The organism is Micromonospora sp. CA-248260 (genome assembly GCF_050942205.1).
Taxonomy (GTDB): domain Bacteria; phylum Actinomycetota; class Actinomycetes; order Mycobacteriales; family Micromonosporaceae; genus Micromonospora; species Micromonospora antibiotica.
This window is the reverse complement of record NZ_CP192021.1, coordinates 5,477,974-5,489,941: the sequence shown is the minus strand read 5'-3', so window position 1 is coordinate 5,489,941 and position 11,968 is coordinate 5,477,974. Positions and strand designations below refer to the sequence as shown.

Sequence of the window (11,968 nt, the reverse complement as noted above, 5' to 3'; positions counted from 1 at the left end):
AATGGATCTCGACGGCCGGGTGCTGGCGGAGGCGGTCGCCGAGCTCGTCCGCATCCCCAGCGTCAACCCGCTGCACACCGGGCCGAGAGCCGAGGAGCACGGTCCGGTCGGTGAGGGGGCGATCGCCCGGCACCTCGCGGACCGCTTCGACCGCTGCGGTGCCGCCGAGGTCGTGCTGGACGAGGTCCGGCCGGACCGACCCAACGTCTACGGCCGCTTTCCGGGCCGGTCCGACCGGCTCGTGGTGCTGGACGTGCACACCGACACCGTCGCCGTCGAGCACATGACCGACCCGCCCTTCGACGGACGCATCGAGCACGACGCCGTCTGGGGTCGTGGTGCCTTGGACACCAAGGCGACCATGGGGGTGGTCCTCGCGCTGCTCGCCGCGATGCACCGCGACGGCCGCCGCCCCGACCCCACCCTGCTACTGGTCGGCTCGATCGGCGAGGAGGCCGGCGGCCTGCTCGGGGCGACCCGGTTCGCCCCCTGGGCGAGACAGCAGGGCCTGCGGATCGATCAGCTCCTGGTGGCCGAGCCGACCGAGTTCCGGCCCGTGCACGGGCTGAAGGGGCTCGTCCTGATCGAGGTGACGACGCACGGGGTGGCGGCGCACTCGGCGCGACCCGACCTCGGGGTGAACGCCATCGACGCGATGGTGCCGGTGCTCGCCGCCTTCGCCGCCGCCCACGAGCGGCTGAGCGCGACCCCGGGGCGCACCGAGCTGGGCGGCGGCACGCTGTCGGTCACCCAGATCACGGGCGGCTCCGGCAGCAACGTGATCCCCGACCGCTGCTCGATCACCGTGGGCCGGCGCATCGTCCCCGGCGAGGACCCGGTCGAGGTGCTGGCCGAGCTGACCGCCATCGCCCGGGCCGCCTGCCCCGTGCCCTGCGACGTGGTCTCGCTGCTGCCGCGTACGCCCGACGGCAGGCCCGCCTCGCCCGCGTTCTACCAGCGGCCCGACAGCGGACTCGTGCAGTTCCTGGCGCGGACCTGCGGCACCCGGCCCACGGTCGCACCCTTCGGTGCCAACGCGTTGCGGTACTCCGGTCTGGCCGAGGAATTGGTAGTCTTCGGCCCTGGATCCATCGAGGACGCTCATCAGGCCACCGAGCGGATCGACATCCCGGACCTGCGACGGCTCGCCGACGTCCTGACGTCGTGGCTCTCGCCCGGCTGACCGGGCCGGCGGGATCGGCGGGCCTTCCCGGCGTCGCGACCCGCGCTGCCGCACCCCGGGCGCGTCGGCGGTCGTCCGTCCACGCGGCAGAGCCGACGCGGTACGTCATCCCCGCCCCTGCCAGGCGGGTGGCCAGGGAGGGAGGACAGATGGCGACAGCCACGGCTGCGGAGACCATCGACCGGGTGTGTGAGCCGGTGCAGCAGTTGAGTCGCAGCTGGATCATGGCGAAGTCCACCAACGCGTACGGGGTGGAGCTGGGATTCGCGACCGGGGTTCAGTTCTGGATCGTCGGTCGGGCCGGCGTGCTCGGCAGTTGCCCGGTCGAGGTGGCGGCGGCGGCGATCGCGTTCGAGCCGGTCGAGGAGGTGCGCCGGGCGTGGCTCGCGGTGCCGGCGGGCCTGACCCACCACGACGTGGCGCTGCACTACCGGGACCGGATCACCGGCTGGGGCGAGCGGGTCTTCGCGGACGTCGACCCCGACACGCTCGGCGTCATCGACACCCTGGGCCGCCGCGTCGTCGATGCGGCACCTGCGGCGGTGGGCGCCCTCTTCACCGGCTGGCGGGAACTCCCGCCCCCGGTGGCGTTGCCCGGCCGGGCCGCGTTGACGATCCACCTGATCCGCGAACTGCGCGGCGCCGCCCACATCGCCGCGATCCTGGCCTGTGGCCTCACGCCGCTCGACGCGATCCTCGCCGCCCCCCATCCGCCGCCCCGCACCGGGCCCGCCTACGCCGAGCGGATGGGCTACCGGGGGCCGTTCCGGGACCCGGCCGAGGTACGCGAGCAGCGGCTGGAAGCCGAACGGTTGACCGCGGCGATCCTGGTCCCGTACTTCTCCACGCTCGACGCGGCGGAACTCGCCCGGTTCGGTGAACTCGTCGAGACCGTCGGCCACCTGGCCGTCTAGGTGACCGGGTGGGGGTCGGCCGCGTCGCCGGCCCGCCGAGTCCCCGTGGCCCGTCGGCCGGCGACGACCCATCCGGCTGGAGACAGGAGACCGTCATGAAGTTCGTCATCCCCGCCAAGCGTTCGTCGACGAGGGTGCCCGACAAGAACTACCGCCCGTTCGCCGGGGGGAAGTCGTTGCTCGACATTCTCGTCGAGAAGCTCGCCCGGCTGGCCGACGATCCGGGCGACGTCTGCCTGTCCTCCGAGGACGCGTCGACCCGGGAGCTGGCCGACCGGTACGGCGCCACCTATCTGCCCCGGCCCCGGCACCTCACGGAGAACTCGTACCCGTTCCAGTCCGTGGTCAACGAGGTCTGCAAGCAGTTGCCCGGCGACGACGACGTGATGTGGTGCCACGCCACCGACCCGTTCTTCGACGAACACGGGGAGGTGGTGCGTACCTGGCGGGCCCGCGACACGGCCGCTGCGGACTCGATCGTGGTGGTGTACCCGATGAAGGAGTACCTCCTCGACCCGAACTTCAACCCGATGGGGTTCGGGTTCGGCCCCTGGCACCGCCCCTCGCAGGAGCTGCCGACCTATTACCAGCTCGGGTTCTCCTGCTCGATCATGACCCGGCACGTGGCGACGACCATCGGGTTGGTCGGTGCCCGCCCGATCTGGCACCAGGCGACGAACCTGACGATCGACATCGACACCCAGGCCCAGTTCGATCTCGCCGCCCGGCTGTACGAGCTGAGCAACCCGGCCTGACCGTCCGGGTCCGCCGCCGGGGCGGTATCGGGTGGACGGTGGGTCCCCACCGTCCACCCGCCGGCCCCGGCCGGGTTCGTCGGGCGGCGCGGCCGGGAGGTCGGTTCACGGCGTGCGGGTCGGGACCTCGGTGGTGGGCCGCCGGGCCGTCGGGGTCGGACCGGCCGCGCCGGCCGCGTCCGTGACGATGCGTTTGTACGCCTCGGCGTACTCGCAGCCGATGGCCGTGCCGTTGCCGCGCATCCGGTCCACCACCCACTGGACGTCGGCGCGGGGATCCGGTGAGCTGCGGAACTGGCTGCGGTGGGCGAGGATGGCCGACACCTTCAGCTCGGCGGTCTCCCCGACGTCGACGAGCAGGTCGGTGTGCTCGTGCCCCGGCACCCAGACCTCGGCCACCCGGTGTGCGGGCAGACCCTCGGCCAGCAGCTCGGGGAAGGCCCGGGGGTTGCGGGCGTCGGGGTAGACGGCGTTCAGCGCGGCCTGCCCGACGGCGAGGTGGTCGGGGTGGGACGCACCGATCGGGAACTGCAGCGACCGCAGCGGTTGGTGGGTGAGGACGAGTTCCGGCCGGTGCCGCCGGATCTGGCGGGTCAGGGCGAGTCTGAGCGCGGGGGTGTCCGTGAGCAGGCCGTCGGGCAGCCCCAGGAAGACCACGTCGGTGACGCCGAGCATCCGGGCCGCGTCGCGCTGCTCGGCATACCGGGTGGCGGTCAGCTCGGGGGCCGGCACGGTCGGATCCTCGCCACCCTGCGCGCCGTCGGTGACGACCAGATAGGTCACCTGCGCGCCCTCGCCGGTGAGGCGGGCGACGGTGGCGCCGAAGGCGAATTCGGCGTCGTCCGGGTGGGCGGCGATCACCAGGACCCGGTGGAAGCTGCGGGGCAGCGGCAGGAGTCGACCGGAATCAGCCGGGGAAGCGGGCGTCATGGCGGCAACATACACGCTACGGGCGACATTGATCGACGCCGTGCTGGTTGCGGCCCAGGTTATTGACGTTTAGCATTTGACGGCGGTGTTCTCTGATCTGTCGGACGACACCGCAATGAGCAGCGCAGCAACGGACATGACGCACCACGGCACCGACTTCGCCTCACCGAACACCACCCTGAGTGCCACTTCTGCGCGACGAATCCTCCTGAAAGGCCGACCCGCTGGAACTGTCGCCACCCTTCGTACTGATCACGTCCATTCCGGCGAATTGTGGCAGTCCGTGGTGCGGGACGCGTCGGCGTGCCGGGTGCACAGGTGTGCGCCGGACGGCGGCCGGGCCGGTGCGGCCGGGTGTCGCGGCCGGGCGGTGGACACCGTCGCCGCCGGCAACCGGCCGGGAAGTCCGAGATCCGTCGGTGCCGAGAGCGATTGGTGAGGCCGCATGAACGTCGGAGAGCACCTCGTCGCGAAACTCGTCGAGGAAGGGGTGGAGGTCGTCTTCACCGTGCCGGGTGAGCAGCACGACGCCATCTTCGCGGCGCTCGCCGACACGACGATCCGGGTGGTGCACACCCGGCACGAGCAGGCCGCCGCGCTGATGGCCTACGGGTACGCCCGGGCCAGCCGCCGGGTCGGCGTGTACCTCGTCATCTCCGGGCCGGGCGTGCTCAACTCGTTGACCGGGCTGGCCACCGCCTACGCGGGCGACGCCCGGGTGCTGTGCGTCGCCACCCAGATCCCCACCCCGGTGCTCGGGCGGAACCTGGGTGTCCCGCACGAGATCCCCGACCAGTTGGGCGTGCTCCGGTCGCTGACGGGGTGGGCGGCCCGGGTCGAGGAGCCCGCGTCGATCACCCGCGTGCTCGGTGAGGCGTTCCACCGGCTGGGTCACCACCGCCCCCGGCCCGTCGCGATCGAGATCCCGACCGACGTGCTGGCCGCGGAGGTCACCGCCGCCCCACCGTGGCCGGCGTCGCCGCCCCCCGCGCCGCCGGACCCGCGCGCCGTCGAGGCGGCCCGCGCGGAGCTGGCCGCCGCCCGCACGCCCGTCATCTTCGTCGGCAGCGGGGCGCGCGGCGCGACGGCGGAGGTCGCCCGGCTCGCCGAGCTGCTCCAGGCGCCCGTCACGACGGAGCTGGGCGGGCGCGGGGTGCTGCGGGACGACCATGAGCTGTCGGTGTCGTTGCCCGTCGCACACCGGTTGTGGCCGCACGCCGACGTCGTCCTGGCTGTCGGGACCCGGCTGCTGCGGCCCCAGGTCGAGTGGGGCACCGAGGGCCTGCGGATCATCCGTGTCGACCTCGACGAGGAGGAGATCCACCGGGTGTCCCCGCCGGCGGTGTCCCTGGTGGGGGACGCCACCGAGGTGCTCCGCGCGCTGCTCGACGGGCTGCCGCCGCCTGCGCGGCGGTCGCAGTGGCGGGCCGCGGTCGCGGACGCCCGGCACGCGGTGGACGCCGAGCTCGACAAGCTCGCCCCCCAGGTCGACCTCGTCCGGGCGATGCGTGCCGCGTTGCCGGAGGACGGGTTCTTCGTCGACGAGATGACCCAGGTGGGTTACGTCGCCCGGCTGATGTTCCCGGTGCTGCGCCCGTCGACCTACGTGCTGCCGACGTACGTCGGGGCGCTCGGTTTCGGGTTCGCGGCGGCGCTCGGTGTCAAGGTCGCCTACCCGGACCGCGCGGTGCTGTCCATCTCGGGTGACGGCGGTTTCCTGTTCACCGCGGCGGAGCTGGCGACGGCGGTCCAGCACGGGATCGGGGTCGTCGCCGTCGTCTTCGACGACGGGTCCTACGCCAACGTGAAGCGCGCCCAGCGCAAGTTCCTGACCCAGACGATCGGCACCGAACTGCACAACCCCGACTTCGTCAAGCTCGCGGAGGCGTTCGGCGCGGTCGGTGTCCGCGCCCACGACCCGCAGGAGTTGCGGGCCGAGATCGAGAAGGGCCTCGCCCGGGAGCGGGTGCCGACGGTGATCGAGGTTCCGGTCGGGGAGATGGCCAATCCGTGGCCGTGGATCCGATTGCCGCGGGTGCGCTGACAACGCCAGACTTCGATGCGTCGCCCATTCCCCGCGCCGGACGTGCGCCCCAGCCGTCAAGGAGACCACCCATGCCGACCGCCCCGCGCAACGACGTCCCCCCGTTCCGCGCCGCCCTCGCGCACATGCGGACGCAGGAGATCGTGGCCGTCGCGCGCCTGTGCCAGGACTATCCCGACGCCGTCAGTCTCTGCTTCGGTGAGTCGGATCTCCCCACCCCGCTGGTCGTACGGCAGGCCGCCGAACTCGCCATGGACCAGGGCAAGACCCGCTACGCGGACCGCCGGGGCATCGCACCACTGCGGCAGGCGATCCAGGAGTACCACCGGCGTACCAACGGGGTGGAGGTCGAGCTGGAGCGGTTGTCGGCGACCTCGTCGGGGATGACCTCCATCATGATCTCGTTGCAGTGCCTGGTGGAGCCGGGGGACAACGTCGTCGTCGTGGCGCCGGTGTGGCCGAACATCGTCATCGCCGTCGAGTCGATGGGCGCGACCGTACGGTTCGTCAACCTCGAAGCCGACCCGGACGGGTGGTCGCTGGATCTCGAGCAGGTCGAGGCGAACTGCGACGACCGGACGCGCGCGGTGTTCCTGGCCTCACCCGGCAACCCGACCGGCTGGACGATGACCTCGGCCCAGCAGCGGGAACTGTTGGAGCTGACCCGGCGCAAGGGCATCTGGATCATCTCCGACGAGGTGTACAACCGGCTGGTCTTCGACGGGTCCGTCGCGACGCCGTCGATGCTGGAGGTCGCCGACGACAACGACGCGCTCTTCGTCGTGCAGAGCTTCTCCAAGACCTGGTCGATGACCGGCTGGCGGCTCGGCTGGCTGGTGCACCCCGCCGGCCTGGCCCACCAGGTGGGTAACCTCAGCGCGATCAACAGCACCGGGTCGGCCACCTTCGTGCAGCACGCGGGGGTCGCGGCGATCCGCGAGGGTGAGCCGTTCGTGGCCGAGATGGTGGAGCGCAGCGCGCGGGGCCGGGAGACCGTGGCGGACGCCTTCCAGGGCCACCCGCGCATCCTCGCGCCGGACGTCCCGGCCTCCTTCTACTCGTTCTTCCGGATCGAGGGTGTCGACAACTCCCTGGCGTACGCCAAGGAACTCGTCGCCCGTGCCGGGGTCGGCATCGCGCCCGGCTCCGCGTTCGGCGACGGATTCGACGGCTACTTCCGGATCTGCTTCGCCCAGGACCCGAAGCGCCTGCAACTCGCCCTCGAACGCCTCATCGCCGCGGTCTGACCGGTCCCGCACGGGCCACCACTGCGGGTGGTCGGGGCGGGGCGCACGGCGCGGGTCAACCTGGCGGGGCGTCAGAGCCGGTCGGGGCTGAACGCGGAGATGTCCACCGTCGACCGTCCGTCGAGCGCGAGCTGCGCCAGGACCTCCCCGATGCCCGGGGCGAACTTGAAGCCGTGGCCGGAGCAGGCGCTGGCGTAGCAGACGCCGTCGAGTTCCCGGGAGCGGCCGATGAGGAAACTCTCGTCGGTCGACATCGTGTAGATGCAGGAGCGACCCCGGCCCGTGGGCTGGACGGCCGGCAGCACCGGGCTGATCGTCCGCCACAGCTCATGCCGCTCCGCGTCGCTGGGTGGACGCCGGTCACCGTCGACGTCCTGCGGTGACAGTTGCCGGTTGTGGAAGCCGATCTTCAGCCCGCCGTCGACCGACCGCCAGCGGGGGAGCCCGTAGACCAGGGCTCCCCCGGCGTCCTCGTAGAGGAAGGCCGGGAAGCGTCCGGGCAGGTGGTCCCGCTCCCGCGCCTCGGCCACGTCGAACTCGAAGACGGGAATGCGCATCGGGGTGACGGCGGGGGCGATCTCACCGGGCAGGAAGCGACCCACCCAGCCGCCGACCGTCAGCACCACCGCGCCGCAGCTCACCTCCCACCCGTCGCCGACGACCGTGACGGTGCCCCCGGAGCCGGGGGAGAGCGTGCGCACGGCACGTCCGTGGACCAGGTGGGCGCCGGCGGCGGTCGCCCGCGTCAGGTAGGTGAGCCGGGCGTTGTCGGCGAAGAGCATCAGCGCGTCCGGCTCGTGGACGGCGACCGCGTCGGGCTGGACGTGGAAGGCGGGAAACCGGCTGGTGATCTCGCCCGCGTCGAGGTACTCGTGGTTGATCCCGCACCGGAGCGCGGTGTCCCGGGAGCCCTGCACCAGCTTGGAGTCGGGGGAGCCGACGAACAGGCCGCCGGTGCGCAGCGCGATCGTCTCGTCGGTCGCGGCGTCGAGTTCCCACCACCCCTCGTACGAGCTGTCCAGCAGCGGGACGTACTGCTCGCCCTCCCAGTACGCCCGCCGGAAGATGCGGGTCTGGCCGTGCGAGGAACCCAGGTCGTGCAACGGTCCGTGGGCCTCGACGCCCAACACCCGCGCTCCCCGCCGGCTGAGCTGGTGGAGCGCCGACGCACCCATGATCCCGAGCCCGACGACCACCACGTCGTAGGTGGGGGACACCTCACCCCACCGCGCATCCGGGCCCGTGGGGGCGGGCCAGTTCCCGTGAGCGCTGCGCGGCGGCGGTGAGCGCGGTCAGGATGGAGCCCTTCAGCCCGGCGGCGTCGAACGCGGCGATGCCGCGCTCGGTGGTGCCGTTGGGCGTCATCACCTCGTGGCAGAGCTGCATCGGCGGTTTCCCGCTCTCCGCGATGAGGGTCGCGGTCCCGCCGAACACCTGCACCGCCATCTCCCGGCCGGCCGCCTCGCTGAAGCCCCGGGCGGCGGCGAACTGGCAGAAGGCGTCGACGATGTAGCTCACGAACGCCGGTCCGCCGCCGCAGATCGCGGTGGCGTCGTCGACCAGTTCCTCGCGGTCGACCCGCAGCACCCGGCCGATCACCCCCAGCAGGGCCTCCGCCTGGGCCGTGGTCTCCGCCGACACCTGCGGGCCGGCGTGGTAGACCGACATCCCCTGGAACACCTCGGACGGTGTGTTGGGGATGGACCGGACGACCTGCGTGGTGCCCAGCGCCGTGGCGATCGTCTCGGCGGTGAGGCCGGCCATCACCGACAGCACCGGCGTCCACGCGGTGAACCGGTGGCGTTCGGCGTCGGCGAACTCGGCGAAGACCTGCGGCGGGACGGCCAGCACGACGAAGTCGCCCTCGGCCAGATCCAGGTGGGCGACGACCGTGAGTCCGTCGAGTTCGGCGAGGAGTTCGCGTCGGGCGGCGCTGCGCTCGACCACGACGAGTTCCGGACCGGCCGGTCCGCCGAGCAGCCCGCGGATGATCGCCAGCCCCATGTGACCACCGCCGACGATGACCAGCCGCCGGGTGGCGGTCATCCGCGCGACTCCGCGTGTGCCATCGTCACCTGGTAGTTGGTGACGACGTCGGACACCGTCGTACGGTGCAGGACCCGCCGTTGCCGCAGGTCGTACGGGCGGCCGCGGTGCATGGTGCAGCGGTTGTCCCATACCGTGAGGTCGCCGACGCGCCAGTGGTGGGTGTAGACGAACCGGTCCTGGGTGGCGAACTCGACCAGCTCTTCGAGCAGGGCCCGCCCCTGTTCGACCGGCCAGCCGACGATGTGTGAGGCGTGCGAGGCGAGGAAGAGGCTGCTGCGGCCGGAACCCGGGTAGTGGTCGACGACCCGCTGCGGCACCGGTGGCAGCGCGGTGGCGATGTCGGAGTTGAAGCTGTCGAACCCGGACTTCGCCCGGGAGTGGGCGATGCTGTGTTCGGCGACGAGGTTCTCGACCTGGCGTTTGCGCTCCGGCGGCAGCGCGTCGTAGGCGGCGCGCATGTCCGCGTACTGGGTCTCGCCTCCGGTGGGGGGGATCTCCCGGGCGGACAGCAGCGAACACTTCGCCCGGACGGCCTTGAAGGAGCTGTCGGTGTGCCACATCTGGTTGCCCAGGTTGTAGCGGGTGAGGCGGTCCTCGGGGTCGAGGAGCTTGCCCTCGTGGTCGAGGTTGGAGATGTCGGTGAACTCGTTGCTCAGCCGCAGCGCCTTGCCGGCGAAGTTCGGGGCGGTCTCCAGCGGCCCGAACAGCCGGCTGAAGCTGGTCTGCTGCTCGTCGGTGACCGGTTGGTCGGGAAAGACGAGGACCGCGTAGCGCTCGAAGGCCGCGTGGATCTCGGCGAAGACGTCCTCCGGTACGGGCGTGGTCAGGTCGACGCCGGTCACCTCTGCGACGAAGAGCGGATGGAGTGGCTTGAGGGTTATCGCCACGGATGTCTCCTTATCAGCGGTCAGGGAAGACGTCGGCACAGATCACAGGGAGGACACAGGCATCGAAGGCCGACATTGGCACGCATTCGACGCCGAATGTGAATAGGCGGTTTCCTGGACACCATTTTCCACGCCCCGGCAACCCTCTCAAGTGGATGAAATCTCCCAAGTTGGGGCAGCGTTACCGGATCGTGACCTAAATCTATATGTAAGAACGTCGATAGTGTGGACGACTGTCGGATGGCCGTCCGCCCAGCCGGGAGGGGTCGGCGGCGGGCGGATCGTGGGGTACCTTCCCTGACGCACTGGTAGATGTCGGTCTATATGTGGGGGTGTCGGTTCATGGGCGTGGGGACCGCCGTCGACCTTGCCGGGTTGGTGCGGCGATCGGTTGCCGACCATCCGGAGGCGGTCGCGCTGGAAGTCGGCGACCAGTTCCTGAGCTACCCGGAACTCTGGCGACGCGCGGGCCTCCTCGCGGCGCGGATCGCCGCCACGGCCCCCGGCGCCACCCGCGTCGGGCTGTTCTCGACCCGCTCCGTGACCTCGTACCTCGCCTATCTGGCGGTGCTCCGGCTCGGCGCGACCGTGGTGCCCCTGCACCCCGGCGCTCCCGTGACGCGCAACGCCGGCATCGCGCGCCGGGCCGGCCTGGCCGCCGTCGTCGTCGACGAGGTCGATCCGGCCCTCCTCGGTGCGTTGGCCGACGTGGGCGTCCGTCTGGTCCACCCGGACGACGACCGGCCGGTGGTCGGCGGCGTACCCGACGACGGCGGACGGACGGTCACCGGCGACGACGTCGCCTACCTCCTGTTCACCTCCGGCTCCACCGGAGTGCCCAAGGGGGTGCCGATCGCCCACCGCAGTGCCGCCGCCTACGTGCAGCACGTGGTACGCCGCTACGACATCGGCGTCGGCTCCCGGCTCACGCAGAACTTCGACCTGACCTTCGACCCGTCCGTGTTCGACCTGTTCGCGGCCTGGAGCAGCGGCGCGACGCTGGTGGTCGCCACCGCCAGGGAACTCCTGCGTCCGGCGACGTTCGTCAACGAGCGACGGATCACCCACTGGTTCTCGGTGCCGTCGCAGGTCTCCTACGCGCGCCGGCTGCGGCTGCTCGCCCCCGACGCCATGCCCGACCTCGGCTGGAGCATCTTCATCGGGGAGCCGTTCACCCGTGAGCAGGCGGCCGTGTGGCACGCGGCGGCGCCGCGCAGCGTGATCGAGAACGTGTACGGTCCTACCGAACTCACCGTGAGCTGTGCTGAGTACCGGCTACCCGGGTCGCCGACCGACTGGCCGACGACGAGCAACGCGACGGTGCCCATCGGGCTGGTGCTGCCCGAGCACGACTGGATCCTGGTCGACCGCGACGGCCGGGCCGGGCGCGACGGCGAGCTGTGCGTGCGGGGCGTCCAGCGGTTCGCGGGCTACCTCGATCCCGAGGAGAACACCGCGCGCTTCCTCAGCTTCGACGCCGGGGGCGACGCCCGTGCGCGGGTCTACGACGGGACCGGACCGCTCACCCCGGCGCACTGGTACCGCACCGGTGACCGGGTCCGGGTCGAGAACGGTCACCTGGTCCATCTGGGCCGCCTCGACCGGCAGGTCAAGATCCGCGGCTACCGCGTCGAACTCGGCGAGATCGAGGCGGCGCTGCGCGGGCTGGACGGCGTCATCGACGCTGCCGTCGTCCTGCTCGGGCAGGCCCCGGCCGAGTCGCTGGTGGCGTTCTGCACCGGCGACACCGAGCCGGCCCGGGTGGCCACGGAGCTGCGCGGGGTGCTGCCGCCGTACATGACGCCCACCCGGGTCGAGTGGCTCGAGGCGATGCCCCTCAACCAGAACGGCAAGGTGGACTACCTGCGGTTGGCCTCGGTCGCCGCCGACGGGTCCCGCTGAGGTGCGGGAACCGTCGAATGCGGCATCAACCGGCTCGGACGCCACCGCGCTGTCGCG

The 11,968-nt window shown here is 71.8% G+C and carries 10 protein-coding genes; 6 read left to right on the top strand and 4 right to left on the bottom strand.

Going from position 1 to position 11,968, the window contains the following annotated elements:
- Position 1: 1 nt before the first annotated feature.
- The 3 genes from ACQP2H_RS23525 (at position 2) to ACQP2H_RS23515 (ending at position 2,852) form a co-directional block, all read left to right on the top strand.
- The gene (locus ACQP2H_RS23525; protein ID WP_219464207.1) at positions 2 to 1,183 is read left to right on the top strand and encodes a M20 family metallopeptidase; all 1,182 of its coding nucleotides are present in this window, start codon (positions 2 to 4) and stop codon (positions 1,181 to 1,183) included.
- A 149-nt stretch (positions 1,184 to 1,332) separates the two neighbouring features.
- Positions 1,333 to 2,097, top strand: coding sequence for a helix-turn-helix domain-containing protein (locus ACQP2H_RS23520; protein WP_433228893.1), 765 nt, complete (start codon positions 1,333 to 1,335; stop codon positions 2,095 to 2,097).
- Positions 2,098 to 2,192: 95 nt separating this feature from the next.
- Positions 2,193 to 2,852, top strand: coding sequence for a cytidylyltransferase domain-containing protein (locus ACQP2H_RS23515; RefSeq protein WP_219464205.1), 660 nt, complete (start codon positions 2,193 to 2,195; stop codon positions 2,850 to 2,852).
- Positions 2,853 to 2,957: 105 nt separating this feature from the next.
- Here ACQP2H_RS23515 and ACQP2H_RS23510 read toward each other — a convergent pair whose 3' ends face one another.
- Positions 2,958 to 3,782, bottom strand: coding sequence for a PIG-L deacetylase family protein (locus ACQP2H_RS23510; protein WP_219464204.1), 825 nt, complete (start codon positions 3,780 to 3,782; stop codon positions 2,958 to 2,960).
- 445 nt (positions 3,783 to 4,227) lie between these two features.
- On the opposite strand from ACQP2H_RS23510, the gene ACQP2H_RS23505 reads away from it, so the two are divergent.
- Together ACQP2H_RS23505 and ACQP2H_RS23500 are read left to right on the top strand one after the other, a co-directional pair.
- A complete protein-coding gene (locus tag ACQP2H_RS23505) occupies positions 4,228 to 5,826 on the top strand; it encodes a thiamine pyrophosphate-dependent enzyme (protein ID WP_357535602.1) in 1,599 nt (532 codons plus the stop codon).
- 71 nt (positions 5,827 to 5,897) lie between these two features.
- Entirely contained in the window at positions 5,898 to 7,073 is a 1,176-nt protein-coding gene (locus ACQP2H_RS23500; protein WP_219464201.1) for a pyridoxal phosphate-dependent aminotransferase, read from the top strand.
- A gap of 71 nt (positions 7,074 to 7,144) precedes the next feature.
- On the opposite strand, the gene solA is transcribed toward ACQP2H_RS23500, so the two are convergent.
- Genes solA through ACQP2H_RS23485 form a run of 3 tightly spaced genes read right to left on the bottom strand, consistent with a single transcriptional unit; the run spans position 7,145 to position 10,009 of the window.
- Complete coding sequence (solA, locus tag ACQP2H_RS23495; RefSeq protein ID WP_219464200.1) at positions 7,145 to 8,290, bottom strand: N-methyl-L-tryptophan oxidase; 1,146 nt, start codon at positions 8,288 to 8,290, stop codon at positions 7,145 to 7,147.
- A 1-nt stretch (position 8,291) separates the two neighbouring features.
- The gene (proC, locus tag ACQP2H_RS23490; protein WP_433228889.1) at positions 8,292 to 9,119 is read right to left on the bottom strand and encodes a pyrroline-5-carboxylate reductase; all 828 of its coding nucleotides are present in this window, start codon (positions 9,117 to 9,119) and stop codon (positions 8,292 to 8,294) included.
- A complete protein-coding gene (locus ACQP2H_RS23485) occupies positions 9,116 to 10,009 on the bottom strand; it encodes a TauD/TfdA dioxygenase family protein (protein ID WP_219464198.1) in 894 nt (297 codons plus the stop codon). The genes proC and ACQP2H_RS23485 overlap by 4 nt, the downstream gene beginning before the upstream one ends.
- 342 nt (positions 10,010 to 10,351) lie before the next feature.
- On the opposite strand from ACQP2H_RS23485, the gene ACQP2H_RS23480 reads away from it, so the two are divergent.
- Positions 10,352 to 11,911 carry an AMP-binding protein gene (locus ACQP2H_RS23480; RefSeq protein WP_219464197.1) on the top strand — a complete coding sequence of 520 codons (1,560 nt, stop codon included), beginning with the start codon at positions 10,352 to 10,354 and terminating at the stop codon, positions 11,909 to 11,911.
- The last annotated feature ends 57 nt before the right edge of the window (positions 11,912 to 11,968 follow it).